Here is an 18,901-nt window from a genome sequence, read left to right on the forward strand (position 1 = left end):
CCCGTCCGCCGCTAAGTCTCAGAGGTGCAAGCACCTCATCAACTCCGCTCGACTTGCATGTATTAGGCACGCCGCCAGCGTTCGTCCTGAGCCAGGATCAAACTCTCCATTAAAGTGTTTGACTTGCTCATTTGTATTGCTGACGAGATAAATCTCGTGATTCTTAACATTCCCGTTAAATGCGCTTCATGACCGAAGTCATGTCCTTCATTCAACGTTGCTCGTTGTTCAGTTTTCAAGGAACAATGTAATGGTTAGTGAAGCACTCTTTCGCTTCATTTTACCGTGTCGCTCAGCGGCGACTTAATTAATATATCATAACGCCTATACAAACGCAACCCCTAATTTTAAAAATATAAAACTTTACTATTGTCTAATCTATAGTCATGCAATGATAAAGGCCATTTTGGCCTTTATCGGATGCACATTACACCAGCACGTTCATACTATTTATAGAAATAAAACTTCTATTTTTCCTTATTCGGAACGACCGAAACAATCCACAATTTCTTATTCGATTCCAAATGAACCATTTCACCGTTAATAGATATGATAGGTCTTGTTGGGTTAAGAGCTTCTATACTTACAATGTGGCCAACTCGACCATCATTAAGCTTAACGATCGTTCCCTGAGTAAGCTGTGACATCTTCTGAATAAAGGTTTGAACCATAGAAGGCTCCAACTTGCCAAATGAAGCTTCATGTAACTGCTCCAGCGCGACATACGGTGACTCTGCTCGCTTATATACACGGTCTTGTGTCATGGCATGGAACATATCGGCGATCGCAACAATTTTGGCATATGCGTGAATTTTGTCAGCTTTGACACGTAACGGATAACCACTACCATCTAATCGTTCGTGATGTTGTAGTGCCGCTAGCTTAACACCATCGTTAATCGCCGGGACATTTCGCAAAATTTCATATCCATACTGTGGATGGCGCTTCATTTCTGCCTTCTCGGATTCGTTTAGATAAGTTTTGTTATACAATATATCTTCATCTATTTTAATCATACCGATGTCATGAAGCAGCCCTGCCATTGCAATCTGCATTCCTTCCTTGGAAGGATAATCACACCACTGGCCAATAAGGTAAGAGGTTAGACACACTGCAATTGATTTGTTAATTAAGTAGTCGGAGGCATCTTCATTTAATAGCTCAACTATTTGTGATTTTACAGACATAGGTCGATAGCTAGATATATTAGCAAGCAGCTGCTCCAGAACTTGACGGAGTTCCAATATAGGAAGTCGGTTTAGAGCTACCGTAGATAGCATTTTTGACATGTATTGATTAAGCGCCAACCACGCCTGAACAAACTGTTCTTCATCTTTTGCATTTACTTGATCCAATACTGCGATTTCTGGGGAGTTTGAAGGTTGCCCCACAGAAGCTGCTATTGGCGCGATTTCAATGGGACTCCCCCCGCCAGATGAACGATCTACATCGATATGCTTAACCATAAAGGCTTGAAGCACTTCCAGATCACGTGGAGACAACTGTCTGCCCTTTAGCATCAGCAGCCCACCTAACGAAGTATGGATATCCTGATTGAGACGATCTCCAGGTTTCGTTTGCACAAGAGGAATCATAACCATGAAAATTACACGCTCCTACCCAATTAGTGTCTAGTGCAGGTGTAAGTATCATTCATTCGGTCTTCTTATACGCGTATGAAGTTAAAAATAAGGGCGCATCTTATCTATGCGCCCTTACATCTATTCTTGATGGTGTTGTATAATCTCCGTCGAATGACTAGGCATACACACATTTATCATGTTATTCGTTGTCTGGAGGTGATTCTTCCAATACCTCTTCAGACTCAACATCTTCGTTTTTGCTGCAACGAGTTACTGTTGATACAGCATCCTCATCGCGAATATTAATAATCTTCACGCCTTGTGCGTAACGGCCCATTTGCGAGATGCCCGCTATGCTCGTACGAATAATCGTTCCTGATTCGGTAATGACCATAAGATCATCATCATCACTGACTACTTTTAGGCCCACAACCGCGCCATTTTTGTCGGTAACGTTAATGGTTTTAATTCCTTTACCACCACGCGTCTGCGAACGATATTCTGTAGTTGGAGTACGTTTGCCGTAACCTTTGGCCGTAACAATGAGCACATCATTGGCTGGATCAATAACATCCATATCAATTACCTTATCGTTCTCATCCAAAGAAATACCCTTAACTCCAGTAGCCGAACGACCCATCGATCGCACGTCCTGCTCATTAAATCGAATCGACATACCGGTGCTCGTACCCATTATGATTTGTTGATTACCATCCGTTAATCGAACACCAATTAAATCATCATCGTCACGCAAATTAATTGCGATCAAACCGCCCTTGCGGATGTTAACATAATCATCCAACGGCGTCTTCTTCACAATTCCTTGACGTGTAGCAAAGAATAGATACGTATCTGCATCGAACTCTTCCACTGGAATTACCGCATTAATCGTCTCGCCTTGTTCAATCTGAATCAAATTGATAATTGGCGTTCCTCTTGCTGTACGGCTCAAGTCCGGGATCTCGTAAGCTTTGATACGGTATACCTTACCTTTGTCGGTGAAGAACATAAGATAGTGATGCGAGTTTGTGACAAATAAATGCTCTACAAAGTCATCATCCTTTGTTCCCATGCCGACCACGCCTCGACCACCACGCTTCTGACTACGATAAGTGGTAGCAGGCAGCCGCTTAATGTACCCACTATGTGTGATGGTAATAATCACATCTTCGCGAGGAATTAAATCCTCGTCCAAAATATCATCACCAAACGTAATTTCGGTACGACGCTCGTCCCCGTACTTCTCTTTCACTTCTTCAAGCTCGTCGTGAATGATGTTAAGAACAAGCTGCTCACTCGCTAAAATTTCACGGTACTCCGCAATCTTCTTCATGATCTCGTTGTACTCTTCTTCGATCTTCTCACGTTCCAGACCTGTAAGACGGCGCAAACGCATATCAAGAATGGCTTGTGCTTGCTCATATGACAAGCTAAAGCGTTCAATCAAGCCATTCCTTGCTGCTTCGTCATTACGCGAAGCACGGATAAGGGCAATGATCTCATCCAGATGGTCAAGCGCAATGCGCAAGCCTTCCAAAATGTGAGCCCGCGCCTCAGCCTTCTTCAAGTCATACTCTGTACGACGGCGAATGACTTCGATTTGGTGCTGAATATAATAATGCAGCACATCGCGCAAGTTCAACACACGCGGCTCTTGATTAACAAGCGCCAGCATATTTACACCAAAGTTAGATTGCATTTGAGTATGACGATACAAGTTGTTTAATACGACACTTGGTGTAACGTCACGGCGCAGCTCAATAACGATGCGCATTCCGTTACGATCTGATTCATCTCGAAGATCAGTAATGCCGTCAATCTTCTTCTCACGAACAAGCTCGGCAATCTTCTCAACAAGACGTGCTTTATTTACCTGATAAGGAAGCTCCTGTACCACGATACGTGCCTTACCGCCATTTTCCTCAATCTCGGCTCTTGCACGCATCATCACTGAACCTCGACCCGTCATATAAGCCTGACGAATACCCTCACGACCCAGAATAAGTCCGGAGGTCGGGAAGTCTGGTCCTTTAATATATTCCATGAGATCTATAGGGGTTAGATCGGGATTATGAATCAACGCTTGAACCCCGTTAATGACCTCAGTCAAATTATGTGGCGGTATATTGGTCGCCATACCTACGGCAATACCTGACAAACCATTAACGAGTAGGTTCGGGAATCGTGCAGGCAGCACGACCGGCTCCTTCTCTTCCCCATCATAGTTCGGTGCAAAGTCAACCGTTTCTTTGTTCAAATCACGCAGCATCTCGGTTGCAATCTTGGATAGGCGCGCTTCTGTATATCGCATTGCAGCTGCCATATCACCGTCGATTGAACCAAAGTTTCCATGTCCATCGATCAACATATACCGCAGTGAGAAATCCTGCGCCATACGTACCATCGTCTCATATACGGCAGAATCCCCGTGAGGATGATACTTACCGATTACTTCGCCGACGATTCTCGCCGATTTCTTATGTGGCTTGTCCGGCGCCATCCCAAGTTCCGACATCGCATACAGAATACGGCGATGAACCGGCTTCAAACCATCGCGCACATCTGGCAGCGCACGACTAACGATGATGCTCATCGCATAGTCAAGAAAGGATTCTCGCATCTCCGTTCCAATATCGCGGTCCTTGACTTGCGAGTGTTTTTCTTCCGCCATGCTGGACCTCCTTCTAATATTTCATTAACAGCGTCCGCATTGGTGTGGTGATAGCCCTATAATTGCTCAGCAAATGGGACGATATTATCCATTTGGACCCTATTAGGACATATGTCTCTACAAGACAAACGTATGTCATCACACGAAAAAACGGCATGATTCCCTCATAGGAAACAGCACCGTCTTCCTCTTGATCATCTGTCGTCTTGCCCATTAATACGCTATTTATATTATATTACTTTCACAAATGAGAAACAATTAAACGTTCTCATCAACAGCGGTTAGTTCCGAACATTAGGCTAACGCAATTAGGTATTTGTTCCTTTCCCACGCGGATGGGTAATCATACTATTGTTTATTATACCATGAATGCGGCTCGATACTGTACTAAAAACATGTTATACAGCTCGATTGTGAAAGGATATTCCTCTAAGTAGACCTTTATTGTATCCTTCCCGTCCGTTAAACGAAACTATGGTGCAGATAGACATCAGATGTAAAACAACCGTTTAACTTTGCAGGGTTAACGACAACTAGGAAACCTGATCACGATAATCTTACTGCTCCTAATGTTTCATGTGAAACATTTATAGAGCTTTTATATTATATGTGGCTGTCCTGCCATAAAGAAGATAACGAATAAGGAGAAATAATGCACTGCTCCTTTAAAATTATTAAAAGTCCCCTATCTGGCTAGACAGGGGACCAAAGCTTTAATGAATTAAATATCCAAATTCTTAACGAACTTGGCATGTTTAATAATGTAATCGCGACGAGGTTCAACTTGATCTCCCATAAGCGTATCAAATATTTCATCCGCCACCTTGGCATCATCTACCGATACTTGGAGCATAGTACGGCTTTCAGGATCCATTGTCGTTTCCCAAAGCTGAACAGCATTCATCTCGCCGAGACCTTTATAACGCTGAACGTTGATCTTCATACCTTCGCCAAATTCAGCTATAATCTCATCACGCATTTTTTCGCTATCTGCATATCGAACTACCTTGTTTCTTTCGACTTTGAAAAGTGGCGGTTGGGCAATATATACGTATCCAGCCTCCACCAATTGTCTCATATAACGATAGAAGAACGTAAGTAATAGTGTCCGAATATGTGCACCGTCAACGTCGGCATCCGTCATAATTACGATCTTGTGGTACCGAGCTTTAGCCAGGTCAAAATCTTCACCAATACCTGTTCCAAGTGCCGTTATAATTGCACGAATTTCTGCATTGGACAATATTTTATCCAAACGAGACTTTTCTACGTTCAAAATCTTACCACGCAAGGGCAAAATAGCTTGGAAATGACGATCGCGTCCTTGCTTTGCGGAACCGCCTGCAGAGTCACCCTCAACGATATACAATTCGCTGATAGAAGGATCTTTAGATGAGCAGTCAGCTAATTTGCCGGGCAGCGAGCTTACTTCGAGCGCACTTTTGCGGCGCGTCAATTCACGTGCACGACGAGCGGCTTCACGAGCGCGAGCAGCTTGCGTACCTTTTTCTACAATTTTTCGAGATATAGCAGGGTTTTCATTTAAAAATTGCAAAAACTTTTCAGCGAACAATGACTCGACAATACCACGAACCTCACTGTTACCTAGCTTCGTTTTTGTTTGTCCTTCAAACTGCGGGTCTGGAATCTTAACAGAAATAATCGTCGTTAAGCCTTCACGCACGTCATCCCCACTTAAATTCGAATCGTTGTCTTTCATCAGGTTCATCTTGCGGGCATAGTCGTTAATAATCCGCGTCAAGGCACTCTTAAAGCCGGATTCATGTGTTCCGCCCTCATGCGTATGGATATTGTTCGCAAAGGAGTAAATGTGCTCTGAATAGCTGTCATTATACTGTAGTGCTACTTCACACGAAATGTTATCTTTTAGGCCCTCCACATAAATCGGTGGCTCATGAACCTTCTCACGATTGCGGTTCAAGTATTCAACAAACTCAATAATACCGCCATCGTATTTAAACGTTTGCGTCTGCTCTTGGCCAGGACGTTCATCCGTTAATACCAATTCGATTCCTTTATTCAAAAAAGCCAACTCGCGTATACGAGAGGTCAAAGTATCGTATTCAAAGATTACCGTTTCCGTAAACACTTCATGATCCGGCTTAAATGTAACTATCGTTCCTGTCTCATCCGTGTCACCGATCACTTTCAGATCGTATTGCGGAGCGCCACGACGATATTCTTGTTGGTAGCTATGTCCGTCCCGTTTGACCGTTACGATAAGCAACTCAGACAATGCATTTACAACAGATACACCAACACCGTGCAAGCCGCCGGATACTTTATAACCTTCGCCGCCAAATTTACCGCCGGCATGGAGTACCGTCATAACAACTTCCACCGTCGAGCGTTTCATCTTTGCATGTTCTCCGACAGGAATTCCGCGACCGTTATCAATGACAGAAACGCTGTTGTCTTCATGTACAATTACTTCAATACGTGTACAGAAGCCTGCCAGTGCTTCGTCTATACTGTTGTCGACAACTTCCCACACCAGATGATGAAGACCCTTAGCGCTGGTAGAGCCGATATACATACCTGGCCGTTTCCGAACGGCTTCAAGGCCTTCCAACACCTGGATCTGGTTCTCATCATACGTATGCTGATTCAAAGACATGCCCTTCACCCACTTCTCAAATTTCAGTTCCGTCTAAGCTTCATCCATTCGCGACAAAAGATGCGAACGCTTCTTTAACGTTGTCGATGAGATCGGAGAGTAATAAACTTTCCCTTTTGTCACGACAATAGATTTGGCTTCTTCCTCGCCGATCGACTCCACATTTTTCCGTTTATGTGAATGAGCCACAAACTGCTTGGACAGCTTGGATGATTTCTCGATTGAAATATCGAAAATAGCAACCAACTCCGAAGAGCGGATAACTTTTTCGCCACCTAAGTGAATATACAACACAATCACCCCTTAGCGCTTCACTTGCCCGCTCTCAACATGAAATACATTAGCATCTTGCAGTTTATTCGTATGAATTCCTTCTATGCCGGTTGTCGTAATAAAGGTCTGCACCTTATCCTGAAACGTCTCTATCAGTTGTGTCTGCCGATAAGCGTCCAGCTCTGATAAAACATCATCAAGCAGCAGCACCGGATATTCGCCGATTTCTTCATGCATCAATTCGATTTCAGCAAGCTTGAGCGATAATGCTGTTGTTCGCTGCTGCCCCTGGGAGCCGTATGTTTGCACTTCTTTACCGTTAATAAAAAAGGTCAAATCATCCCGATGCGGGCCGACTAACGTTATACCACGCCGCACTTCCTGATCATTCATTTGTGTTAACTTTAACATAAATTGCTCAAATAAGACAGCATCGTCATCCACCTGCGCCGAGAAGGAGGGCACATACTCTATGTTGAGCTGCTCCTGACCATTCGTAATACCGGCATGAATCTGTTCCGCCCAAATTTGCAATTTCTTTAAATATTGTTTCCGTTTCTTTACAATTTTAACACCGTTATCAGCCAATTGCTCGTTCCATATTTCCAACATAGCATGAGAGGTTTTGCCTTTCTCATTCCACATCTGCTTTAACAAATTATTACGCTGCACAAGCACCTTCTGGTACTGCTGCAAGTGGTATAAGTAGCTGGGCTGCACCTGGCCGATCTCCATATCGAGAAAACGACGACGCACGCTTGGACCACCTTTGACGATTTCCAAGTCCTCTGGTGCAAACATCACAACGTTCAGTGAACCGATAAAACCACTTAACTTCCGTTGTTCCAGTCCATTAAGCTTAGCTTTCTTCCCTTGGCGAGATATAGACAGATCCAACGTGCAGGGCCCATATTTGCGCTCGACAACTGCTTTAAGCTGAGCCGTGCTGTCTTCCCATCCGATAAGCTCTTTATCTTTGGAAGTCCGATGTGATTTGGTCAGAGCAAGTACAAAGATCGCTTCTAAAAGGTTTGTCTTTCCTTGTGCATTGCGGCCAACAAATATATTAACCTTATGGTTCGTATCAAGCTCCAACGATTCATAATTACGATAGTTTCCAAGAGCTAGTGAACGGACAAGCACCCGCTAAGCCTCCTGTGACTTGACAATGCGGAAGGAGCCCTCACTCTTCACTTCAACCTTGTCGCCATCATACAACTTGCGGCCTCTGCGCTCATCAATCTCACCGTTAACAAGTACAGCCTGCTCTTGAAGTAATACTTTGGCATGTCCACCTGTAGAAGCAATATCTGCGAGCTTCAGCGCCTGCCCTAATGTAATGTAATCGGTCCGAATGGACACTTCTTTCATCGTTATTCCTCCTGGCTTCATTCAACGAGCTGCGTTCAAAGTAAAAATTAGTTGGTCGTCCGGTATGGGAGAATTAAATGCAAACTGTTCACACGCTCAGTAGGCTTAATAATAATCGGACTCATCGCCCCAGTAAACCCAATAAAAATATGTTCACACTCGACCACCTTAAGTACATCAAGCATATATTTTGAGTTAAAAGCAATACGTAAAGGCTCTCCGTTAAATTGTTTGACTTCAAGTTGTTCCTGCACACGACCGAGCTCAGAGGAACTCGATGAGATTTCAATGGTTCCGTCCTCTTTTGTTTGCAGGCGTACAATGTTGGTCTTCTCTTCACGAGACAACAAATAGGCGCGATCAATTGCTTCTGTTAATTTTTTTGTATCGAGTACAAGTTCTGTTTTGTAGTTAGTCGGAATAATCTTAGAAGTGTCAGGATAAGTTCCGTCTAGTATACGTGAATAGAACAATACACGGTCAATTTTGAATAACACTTGATTTTCTGCAACAACAATATCAACCATTGTGTTTTGATCCGGAATAATTTTGCTCAGTTCATTTAACGTTTTCCCGGAAATGACGATATTTTGAAAACGCAAAGAAGAATCTACCTGTATATCTGCAAGACGACTTGCCAAGCGATGGCGGTCAGTAGCAACAAACTTAAGCTCACTGTCCTGCAAATTCCACAATACACCTGTCAAAATAGGTGTCGTTTCATTGGAGGAAATCGCAAATGTCGTCTGTTTAATCATCGTTTTCAGTAAATCACCATTCACTGTAACCACTTGATTTTCTTCAATGTTTGGCAAGACAGGATATTCCTCAGGATCTAGGCCAACCATTTGGATATCCGTTGCTCCAGCACGCAAAAAGGTCTGGAACTGTTCTTTGACCTCTATCTCAATGTTTTGTGATGGCAGCTTCTTAATGATCTCCACAAAAAATTTAGCAGGCAATACGACACTACCTGGACGTTCTACTTGGGCAATTGTTTGTCGATCATCTTCAACAGGGATAAAGCTTTGAATAGAAATATCCGTGTCGCTTGCTGTAAGTGTGACGCCTTGAAAGGTAACGTCCATCTTAATGCCTGTCAAAATAGGTATTGTAGTTCGGCTTGAAATAGCTTTAGACACATTTTGTATCGCTTCGTTCAGTTCATTTTTGAGAATAGTTAACTTCATGCTTTCACTCCTTAACGCAAATTAGCGTTGTATCTAATGATGTCGATTATAAGTTTTTCTTATATTTTATAAGATGATCTTTATTTAAAAAGATAGTAGTAATAGTAGGGGCCCTGAATATGTGGATAACCCTATTATAACAGCATAAGATAAAGCCTATCCACATGTGTATAGTTTGTGTATAGGCTTATCATTTTGTTCACAGGGTCGGATTTTTAATTTTATCGATTAAACTTTGAATGACTTTGTACAATTCTTGATCCTGCTCGATATTATTGGTGATCTTCTCATGTGCGTGAATGACAGTTGTATGGTCACGCCCTCCGAAGGCTTCACCAATCTTAGGCAAGGAGTAGTCGGTTAACTCACGCGACAAATACATCGCAATCTGGCGCGGAAAAGCGACTGCTTTCGTACGTTTCCGTGCTTTAAAATCCTCAAGGCGCAAGCCATAAAATTCACCGACTCGATGCTGAATGTCTTGAATCGTAATGATCTTAGGACGGCTTGTCGGAATGATATCTTTTAGTGCTTCGGCGGTTAAATGTGTTGTAATATCCTGATTGGTCATCGTAGAGTACGCAACTACGCGGGTTAGAGCGCCTTCAAGCTCACGAATGTTGGTGTTGATCTGATTCGCGATGTAGACCATAGCTTCATTCGGGATATCCAAATTGTCAGCCTTCGCTTTTTTGCGCAAAATTGCGATACGTGTCTCCAGATCAGGCGGTTGTATGTCTGTAATGAGTCCCCATTCAAAGCGCGATCGAAGCCGCTCTTCCAATGTTTCAATTTCTTTCGGTGGACGATCACTTGAGATGACGATCTGCTTATTCTCGGTATGCAGCGCATTAAACGTATGGAAGAACTCTTCCTGCGTTGACTCTTTGCCTGCGAGAAACTGAATGTCGTCAATAAGCAAAATATCGATAGTTCGATACTTATTGCGGAAGCTTTCGCCACGATTGTCACGAATAGCATTAATAAACTCATTCATAAATTTCTCAGATGTCGTATAGACAACTCGACTATTCGGATTATGCTCCAATATATAGTGCCCGATTGCGTGCATTAAGTGAGTCTTGCCAAGTCCGACTCCTCCGTACAAGAACAGCGGATTATACGCCTTGGCAGGTGCTTCTGCAACAGCCAATGATGCCGCATGCGCAAATCGGTTGTTCGAACCGATAACAAACGTGTCAAACGTATACTTTGGATTCAAAATGTTGGAAACGGGCTCTTCTTGCGACACTGCACGAGGAACAGACGTCGGTGGCTGCATGAGCTCCGGTTCGGCTTGCGCTGCTTCCTCAATGATGAATTTAACGTCCACTTGCTTGCCGGCCATTTCGAATATTGTGGAACTAACGAGCTTCGTGTAGCGACTCTCCAGCCATTCGACAGCAAATGTGGTCGGTGCTGTAATTATAAGTTGGGTGTCGGTATACTTGACCGCCTTTGTAGCTTTGAACCAGGTATCATAGCTTGGCTTGCTAAGCTTTGTCTGGATTACGGTAAGTACTTCCTGCCAATGTTCATTTACTTGGCGATCCACAGATGGTTTCACTCCTTCAAACCTGTTGCGTCGTCATTAGAACGCGCTTTCCGGCAAAGTCGCCTAAAAGGACAAGTTCCCCGACAACGCGCCTTAATTACAGAAGGGGCTCTCCAAAGGCACAGAAAGCCCTCTGCTTAGTAGGGCGCTTTGTCGGGGTCTATGTTGTGACATGATACGTTCATGTCGAAATATACCGTACATACTGACATTAATTATCCACACAAACAACAACGAACGATGTAGGTTAGGCACAGCATAAAATAAGTTGTTCACAACTTTATCCACAGCCTGTGTATAAGATAGGATTGTTAATAACTATGCACAACCGAAAAACAATATAATCATAGCAGATGAGCCCTTATATTTCAACGATAGCAGGTATTTTATCCACAAATTCAATAACTTGTGTACAAAAATTATATACACCACAAGATATTGTTTATAACTTGTGTCAATTCGACAAAAAGGGGAATTATGGTGTCGAACGTTATACACAGAGATCGAATTAAAGGTGTTGTTATCTCTCTCACTTTTGCACATGTGAATAACTTCTTATTTAAAATAATAAGGAATGTGTATTCAATGGGGTTGTGGATAGTTTGGCAAACAAAAAGAGCGGCTATACATGTGAACAAATAAAGAGATCACAAAAAGAGGAAGAGTGAAGGTTGACTTGCGCCATTGACTTTCTATGCTGTTTTTGATTAAATGTATAAAGGCGTTTTGCGCGAACATATAAACAGTGCAATGAACTGGTTCTACATGAATAATTGTGTTTTAAGGAGGTGCAAGCTGAAATGAGACCTACATTTAAACCAAATGTAAGCAAACGTAAAAAGGTTCACGGTTTCCGTACACGTATGAGCACTAAAAATGGCCGCAAGGTATTGGCTGCTCGTCGTCTTAAAGGCCGTAAAGTATTGAGCGCATAAGAGCGTGAATGCAAGACCACCCGCGGTGGTCTTTTTTTCTTTTTGTATATAATCAACACGTTTATTCTCTCGAGCTCACGTACATACTTGGGACATATACAAGAGCCTACAAGAGCCTACAAGAGCCGGGATCAGGCAGGAGTTTAATTGTGCAAAAACAATACCGTCTAAAGGACCGTGCGGATTTCAGCCGAGTCTATCGATATGGACGATCATGGGCGAACCATCAGCTTGTCCTATATGTGTTTCCGCGTCCAGCCGTAGACAGATTTCGTGTCGGGGTCTCCGCCAGCAAGAAAATAGGGAATGCAGTTGTCCGCAATAGAATGAGACGTGTCATTAAAGAAGTCGTTCGGCTTCATTCTGATCGTGTCATTAGCCATGTCGATCTTGTATTTATTGTGCGTAAAGGTGCAGTTGATATGGATTATGAGCAGCTTCGTAAGAGTGTGCTTCATGTTTGCCGAAAGGCCTCCGTATTAAAATAAGTTAATCTTGTGAAATACATATTAGCCACAGGGCTTGGACCGTTTCCTTTGAAACCTGAAATGTGATATATTTACTTTGGAATCGGATGGTTTTAGAGAGGAGTTTTGCTATTGTCGCTTAAGAAGTTGCTTACGAACCGTAAATGGCTCTTGGTGGCGTTATCCCTAGTGCTGATTATGGTGCTTTCCGGATGTACCACTAACCATGGAACGATGAAGACCGAAGACCTGCTGCAGGGAAACTTCTGGGAGAAGAATGTTGTTTATTATTTTTCACTAGCGTTGGATACGTTTGCAGGGTGGTTTAATGGAGCGTACGGAATTGCGATCCTTATGATCACCATTATTGTACGTTCGGCTATCCTGCCGCTTACGATAAAGCAGATGAAGAGCTCGAAGGCTATGCAAAAGCTACAACCGCAGCTGGCTGAGCTGAAGAAGAAGCATAAAGACAATCCGCAGAAGCAGCAAGAGGAGACGATGAAGCTGTTCCAACAGCACAACGTTAATCCACTAGCAGGATGCTTGCCGATGCTAATCCAGATGCCTGTGTTTATTGCGTTGTATAACGCCATCTATATGAATTCCGCCGTCCGTGACCACCAATTTTTGTGGCTGCAGCTCGGAACGCCGGACCCATACTATGTCTTGCCTGTAGTTGCGGCATTGACGACGTTTATTCAATCGAAGATGATGTCTGCACAGATGGCCTCTTCGATGCAATTTATGCTGTTAGTATTCCCGGTGCTGATCTTCGTCATGTCGATCAACTTCCCGGCAGCTTTGCCGTTATACTGGGTATACAGCAATATCTTTACGATTGTGCAGAACTATTTCCTTTATCGAAACAAAGATAAGGAGGTACTACCGGCGAAATGATCACATTGATTGTATCAGGGAAGACAATCGAAGATGCCGTTCAGAAAGGATTGGCACAGCTTGAAGCGACGAAGGACCAAGTTACGGTCCGGGTCATTGATCAGCCGTCGCGGGGATTGTTTGGACTTATTGGTGTTCGTGCTGCCAAAGTGGAGCTAACGCTTCAAGAGGCACCGGCCACTACTAAAGCACAACCAGCCGTGCGGAAGGCAGATCCATCCGCTCATCTGTCCAGCGTGTCTGTAGTGGACTCCGTATCCGCGCATAAGCCGCAGCAGACAGGCAAGCATGCACACGAAGAAGCAGCAAGTAATGGAGGAAGTCTTCACATCGACGGTATTGAAGAGGCGAAGCAATTCGTGTTGGATGTAGCTCGATCAATGGGACTTGAAGTTGAGATTCATGTGGACAAACGCAAAGATAACATCATGTTTGATATTGCAGGTTCAGATTTAGGTCTCATTATCGGTCGTCGCGGTCAAACGCTTGACTCCTTGCAGTACTTGACCAATTTGGTCGCAAATCGATATTCTGATCATCATCTGCGTATTGTACTTGATGCAGAGCAATTCCGTGAACGCCGGAAGCAAACCTTAGAATCTTTATCCGAACGACTGGCGAACAAGGTAATTCGCACACGTAAGGAGTTAATGCTCGAACCGATGTCCCCGCAAGAGCGCAAGATTATTCATGCGAAGCTGCAGGATCATCCAAAGGTGAAGACGTACAGTAAGGGTGAAGAACCTAATCGACGTATCGTCATCACTTTGAAATCATAAATTATGTTCATGTAGAATAGAACGTTGCTCACATAGACGAGTATAACGCAATGATTGTCTCTGTATTTTGGAGGCAGTCATTGCTTTTTTTCTAAAAAGAACCGAATTTCTGATACAATTGAAAAGGCATATGAGCGACGATTCACCATCCAAGCGATGAAAATCCGACTTATAGGCGCTTATACGGAGGGAAGAACGATGATAACAGATACGATTGCTGCAATATCGACGCCGCTCGGTGAAGGCGGGATTGCGATCATCCGGGTGAGTGGGGACGATGCACTAAAGGAAGTAGACCGTATATTCCACTCCAAGACGAAGTTGACGGAGGCGGCATCGCATACAATTCAATATGGCTACATTGTAGATCCTAAGACGGGTGAGCACGTCGAAGAGGTGCTGGTATCCGTCATGAGAGGTCCACGTTCATATACTACGGAAGATGTCGTGGAAATAAATACGCATGGTGGCGTCGTATCCATGAAACGGGTAATGGAGTTGCTATTGCAGCAAAATATACGAGTAGCAGAGCCAGGGGAGTTCACAAAACGTGCATTTTTGAATGGACGAATTGACTTGTCGCAGGCAGAGGCCGTAATGGATCTGATCCGTTCCAAGTCTGATCGTGCGTTTGATGTTGCAATGAAGCAGGCTCAAGGCCAGCTATCCACACGCATTAAAGCGTTACGACAAACGCTTATTGAGACACTTGCCCATATAGAAGTAAACATTGATTACCCGGAGCATGATGTGGAAGAGCTGACGAGTAACTATATCCAAACGCAGTGTGGTACAGTTCTGAAGGACATCGATAAATTACTGAAAACAGCCTCGGAAGGTAAAATATTAAGAGAAGGCATCGTAACAGCTATAGTTGGACGGCCCAATGTTGGCAAGTCATCCTTGCTGAACGCGTTAGCACAGGACAACAAAGCAATAGTAACAGATATTCCAGGCACGACTCGTGATGTCATTGAAGAAATGATTACGATTAATGGAATTCCACTTCGTTTGCTGGACACGGCTGGTATTCGTGAAACGTCAGACGTTGTAGAGCGTATTGGGGTAGAGCGTTCACGTACGGCGCTGCAAGATGCCGATCTGATCTTGTTTGTTGTGAACAACAACGAGCCGCTGCATGAGGATGAGCGAGCACTGCTTGCCCAAATGCAAGGCAGACAAGTGATTGTAATCGTAAACAAGATGGATTTATCTAATCAATTAGATATGGAAGAACTGGAAACGTTAAAGGGAACCGTACGAATCGTACAGATGTCAGCCATGCTGCAAGAGGGTATTGATGCGCTTGAAGGAGCAATATCAGACTTATTTTTCACAGGCAAAATTGAATCCCAGGATGTAACGTATGTCAGCAATGTACGTCACATCGGCTTGCTGCACAAGACGAAGCTTTCCTTGGAAGATGCAATGGCAGCTGTACATCAAGGAGTTCCTATCGATATTATCCAGATAGATGTGCGTGCTGCATGGGAGCAACTGGGTGAAATTATTGGTGATGCAGTAGGTGAATCACTTATTGACCAAATATTCTCGCAATTTTGTTTGGGTAAATAAAGCACCAGCATATTGCTTAATTTTTAATTCAAATTGTAATATGATTAGGAATATGCTTTTGGAACAGAAGAAAGCAAAGGAGGGAATTAGATGCCATTTGTAGCAGGTGAGTACGAGGTAATCGTCATTGGAGCGGGACATGCTGGCTGTGAAGCAGCACTTGCTTCAGCACGTATGGGCAGTAATACATTATTGCTGACGATTAATTTAGATATGGTTGCATTTATGCCCTGTAATCCCTCTGTCGGCGGTCCGGCAAAGGGCCATGTCGTACGTGAAATTGATGCGTTGGGCGGCGAAATGGGACGTAATATAGACAAAACATTTATTCAAATGCGTATGCTGAACACAGGTAAAGGTCCGGCAGTTCATGCTCTTCGTGCGCAGGCGGATAAGTTTCTATATCAGCAAACGATGAAAGAAACAATAGAAAGTACACCTAACTTAACCCTACGCCAAGGAATGGTTGAAGAGTTGCTTGTTGAAGAAGGCAAATGTGTAGGTGTAGAAACAAAAAGTGGCGCGCAGTATCGAGCAAAGGCAGTTGTTGTTACGACAGGCACTTACCTTCGTGGCAAAATTATTATGGGTGAATTGCTGTACGAGAGCGGACCGAATAACCAGCAGCCGTCCCTGAAGCTGTCGGATAGTCTAAAACAGCTTGGCTTGGAGCTAGTACGTTTTAAGACAGGAACACCTCCCCGTGTACATGGGGATACAATTGATTTTACGAAGACGGAGATCCAACCAGGGGACAACAAACCGAAATTTTTCTCCTATGAAACAAAGCATTCCGACAATGAGCAGCTGCCTTGTTGGTTAACCTATACATCAGAACATACTCATCGTATTATTAATGACAACTTGTATCGTGCACCGATGTTTTCTGGTGTAATTGAAGGAACGGGTCCACGATATTGTCCTTCCATAGAGGACAAAATTGTACGGTTTGCGGATAAGTCCAAGCATCAAATTTTCCTAGAGCCAGAAGGCAAAAATACGAAGGAATATTATGTCCAAGGTTTGTCAACTAGTATGCCAGAAGACGTACAGTTAAGTATATTGCGATCAATCCCTGGTCTGGAAAACGTAGAAATGATGCGAACGGGTTATGCAATCGAGTATGATGCGATCATTCCTACCCAGTTATGGCCCTCTTTGGAAACTAAAAAGGTGGAAGGGCTATTTACAGCTGGCCAAATAAACGGTACTTCGGGTTATGAGGAAGCAGCGGGCCAAGGTTTGATGGCCGGCATTAACGCTGCACGCAAAGTACAGGGCAAGGAGCCTGTCATATTGGATCGCTCACAAGGATATATAGGTGTGCTCATTGATGATCTGGTCACAAAGGGGACAAATGAACCGTATCGTCTATTAACCTCGCGTGCCGAGTATCGACTGCTGCTGCGTCATGACAATGCGGATCTGCGATTGACGCCGATTGGACATGATATTGGTTTAATTACGGATGAGCGATTTGCTACATTTGAACAAAAAGTAGAACTTGTGCGGCAGGAGATGGAGCGTTTAAAGGCAACGAAAGTGCGTCCTGATGAAGCTGTACAAGAAATGCTTGCCGACGCTGGCTCAGCGCCATTAACCAATGGTATTGATGCTTTGACGCTGCTCAGACGTCCAGAAATAAGTTATGCACATGTGGAAAAGTTATTTCCGTCTGACCTTCCTTTAGATGAAGAGATGAAGGAGCAGGTGGAAATTCAAATTAAGTATGCCGGCTATATCGAAAAGCAGTTGATTCAGGTGGAACGTCTGCAAAAGATGGAGAAGAAGCGGATTCCAGATGACTTGCAATATGAGGATGTGCATGGGTTGGCTATGGAAGCGAAACAGAAACTAGCCAAGATTCGCCCACTTTCAATTGGTCAAGCCACTCGTATTTCTGGAGTTACACCGGCAGACATCTCGATTTTGCTTGTTTATTTGGAGCATTATAACCGTGTTACTGCACAAAAGCATGCAAACTCTGATGCAGGCTAACGGAACTTATTTAGTGGGGAACGATATATATGGATAACGTGCAACAGCAATTTGCAGCTTGGTTGGAACCGTATGGTTTGTCCGTCTCGGAGAGACAATTTAACCAATTGGATCGTTACGTGGAAGTGCTTGCGGATTGGAACGAAAGAATGAATTTAACTGGCATTACCGAGCGATCAGCTGTGTACGAGAAGCATTTTTATGATTCAGTAACACTCTCGTTTCATGTACCGATGGGTAATGTACAAAAGATGGCAGATATCGGTTCTGGTGCAGGGTTTCCTGGCATTCCGTTAAAAATTTTGTTTCCTCATCTTCAGCTAACGATTATTGACTCTTTAAATAAGCGGATTCAATTTTTGGAGCATTTAGCAGGTGCGTTAGAACTTGAGGGTGTTACTTGTGTACATGCGCGAGCTGAAGAAGCAGCTCGTAAGCCAGAACACCGTGATACATATGATCTAGTTACTGCGCGAGCAGTAGCCAGATTAAACGTATTGAATGAGTTCTGCTTGCCGTTTACGCGAAAAGGCGGGTTATTTGCAGCTATGAAGGGGTCTAACCCTACAGATGAGATCAAGGAAGCTGCACGCAGTATGCAAGTGCTGCAAGCCAAGCTGACGGGAGATTATAAGTTGATGCTGCCAGCTGAGCAGTCTGAACGTCATATTGTTGTCCTTGAGAAGACAGCTGCTACGCCAAAAGCTTATCCAAGGAAACCGGGAACTCCGATTAGGACGCCTATTATATAAGCAGTACACATGGTTGTAGACCTGAACTTCTGTCCTTTTTTGTGCATGCAAAAGAGGGCAGAAGTTTTTTTTGTATGGGCTGCCGCCTATCGAATTCAAATGGGAAGGTAACAACTCTTTTTTATGCAATGTAATTATTTGTAATAATAAAATATGAGAAATGTTTGTGCTTATTATAAATTCTTTCCTAATAGCGATATATTTTTGACTTTAA

The 18,901-nt window shown here is 43.6% G+C and carries 15 protein-coding genes and 1 rRNA gene; 7 read left to right on the forward strand and 9 right to left on the reverse strand.

The features are described 5' to 3' along the window. From H509_RS0102185 to dnaA, 9 genes are all read right to left on the reverse strand, one after another. Positions 1 to 113: ribosomal RNA gene (locus H509_RS0102185) — 16S ribosomal RNA — on the reverse strand; the annotation flags it as partial. 354 nt (positions 114 to 467) lie between these two features. Next, on the reverse strand, positions 468 to 1,601 hold the full coding sequence (locus tag H509_RS0102190) for an HD-GYP domain-containing protein (RefSeq protein ID WP_028543623.1): 1,134 nt from the start codon (positions 1,599 to 1,601) through the stop codon (positions 468 to 470). A gap of 181 nt (positions 1,602 to 1,782) precedes the next feature. Beyond that, positions 1,783 to 4,254, reverse strand: a complete 2,472-nt coding sequence (gene gyrA, locus H509_RS0102195) for a DNA gyrase subunit A (RefSeq protein WP_028543624.1) — start codon at positions 4,252 to 4,254, stop codon at positions 1,783 to 1,785. A 721-nt stretch (positions 4,255 to 4,975) separates the two neighbouring features. After that, on the reverse strand, positions 4,976 to 6,892 hold the full coding sequence (gene gyrB / locus H509_RS0102200) for a DNA topoisomerase (ATP-hydrolyzing) subunit B (RefSeq protein ID WP_028543625.1): 1,917 nt from the start codon (positions 6,890 to 6,892) through the stop codon (positions 4,976 to 4,978). 33 nt (positions 6,893 to 6,925) lie between these two features. After that, on the reverse strand, positions 6,926 to 7,183 hold the full coding sequence (gene remB / locus H509_RS0102205) for an extracellular matrix regulator RemB (protein ID WP_028543626.1): 258 nt from the start codon (positions 7,181 to 7,183) through the stop codon (positions 6,926 to 6,928). Positions 7,184 to 7,195: 12 nt separating this feature from the next. Next, a complete protein-coding gene (recF, locus tag H509_RS0102210; protein WP_028543627.1) occupies positions 7,196 to 8,308 on the reverse strand; it encodes a DNA replication/repair protein RecF in 1,113 nt (370 codons plus the stop codon). A 3-nt stretch (positions 8,309 to 8,311) separates the two neighbouring features. Further along, positions 8,312 to 8,536, reverse strand: a complete 225-nt coding sequence (gene yaaA / locus H509_RS0102215; RefSeq protein WP_028543628.1) for a S4 domain-containing protein YaaA — start codon at positions 8,534 to 8,536, stop codon at positions 8,312 to 8,314. Positions 8,537 to 8,583: 47 nt separating this feature from the next. Then, positions 8,584 to 9,726, reverse strand: a complete 1,143-nt coding sequence (gene dnaN / locus H509_RS0102220) for a DNA polymerase III subunit beta (protein ID WP_028543629.1) — start codon at positions 9,724 to 9,726, stop codon at positions 8,584 to 8,586. Positions 9,727 to 9,925: 199 nt separating this feature from the next. Next, a complete protein-coding gene (gene dnaA / locus H509_RS0102225) occupies positions 9,926 to 11,281 on the reverse strand; it encodes a chromosomal replication initiator protein DnaA (protein WP_028543630.1) in 1,356 nt (451 codons plus the stop codon). Between the two features lie 800 nt (positions 11,282 to 12,081). On the opposite strand from dnaA, the gene rpmH reads away from it, so the two are divergent. The 7 genes from rpmH (at position 12,082) to rsmG (ending at position 18,687) form a co-directional block, all read left to right on the forward strand. Next, on the forward strand, positions 12,082 to 12,216 hold the full coding sequence (gene rpmH / locus H509_RS0102230) for a 50S ribosomal protein L34 (RefSeq protein WP_028543631.1): 135 nt from the start codon (positions 12,082 to 12,084) through the stop codon (positions 12,214 to 12,216). Between the two features lie 149 nt (positions 12,217 to 12,365). Then, on the forward strand, positions 12,366 to 12,704 hold the full coding sequence (gene rnpA, locus H509_RS0102235; protein WP_028543632.1) for a ribonuclease P protein component: 339 nt from the start codon (positions 12,366 to 12,368) through the stop codon (positions 12,702 to 12,704). A gap of 111 nt (positions 12,705 to 12,815) precedes the next feature. Beyond that, the gene (locus tag H509_RS0102240) at positions 12,816 to 13,583 is read left to right on the forward strand and encodes a YidC/Oxa1 family membrane protein insertase (RefSeq protein WP_028543633.1); all 768 of its coding nucleotides are present in this window, start codon (positions 12,816 to 12,818) and stop codon (positions 13,581 to 13,583) included. Next, positions 13,580 to 14,362, forward strand: coding sequence for an RNA-binding cell elongation regulator Jag/EloR (gene jag / locus H509_RS0102245; protein ID WP_028543634.1), 783 nt, complete (start codon positions 13,580 to 13,582; stop codon positions 14,360 to 14,362). Before H509_RS0102240 ends, jag begins: the two co-directional genes overlap by 4 nt. A gap of 198 nt (positions 14,363 to 14,560) precedes the next feature. Next, complete coding sequence (mnmE, locus tag H509_RS0102250; RefSeq protein ID WP_028543635.1) at positions 14,561 to 15,937, forward strand: tRNA uridine-5-carboxymethylaminomethyl(34) synthesis GTPase MnmE; 1,377 nt, start codon at positions 14,561 to 14,563, stop codon at positions 15,935 to 15,937. Positions 15,938 to 16,027: 90 nt separating this feature from the next. Continuing rightward, the gene (mnmG, locus tag H509_RS0102255; protein WP_028543636.1) at positions 16,028 to 17,935 is read left to right on the forward strand and encodes a tRNA uridine-5-carboxymethylaminomethyl(34) synthesis enzyme MnmG; all 1,908 of its coding nucleotides are present in this window, start codon (positions 16,028 to 16,030) and stop codon (positions 17,933 to 17,935) included. A 29-nt stretch (positions 17,936 to 17,964) separates the two neighbouring features. Beyond that, entirely contained in the window at positions 17,965 to 18,687 is a 723-nt protein-coding gene (rsmG, locus tag H509_RS0102260; RefSeq protein ID WP_028543637.1) for a 16S rRNA (guanine(527)-N(7))-methyltransferase RsmG, read from the forward strand. Positions 18,688 to 18,901: the final 214 nt, after the last annotated feature.

The sequence above is a fragment of the Paenibacillus taiwanensis DSM 18679 genome (assembly GCF_000425125.1).
GTDB classification, from domain to species: domain Bacteria; phylum Bacillota; class Bacilli; order Paenibacillales; family Paenibacillaceae; genus Paenibacillus_B; species Paenibacillus_B taiwanensis.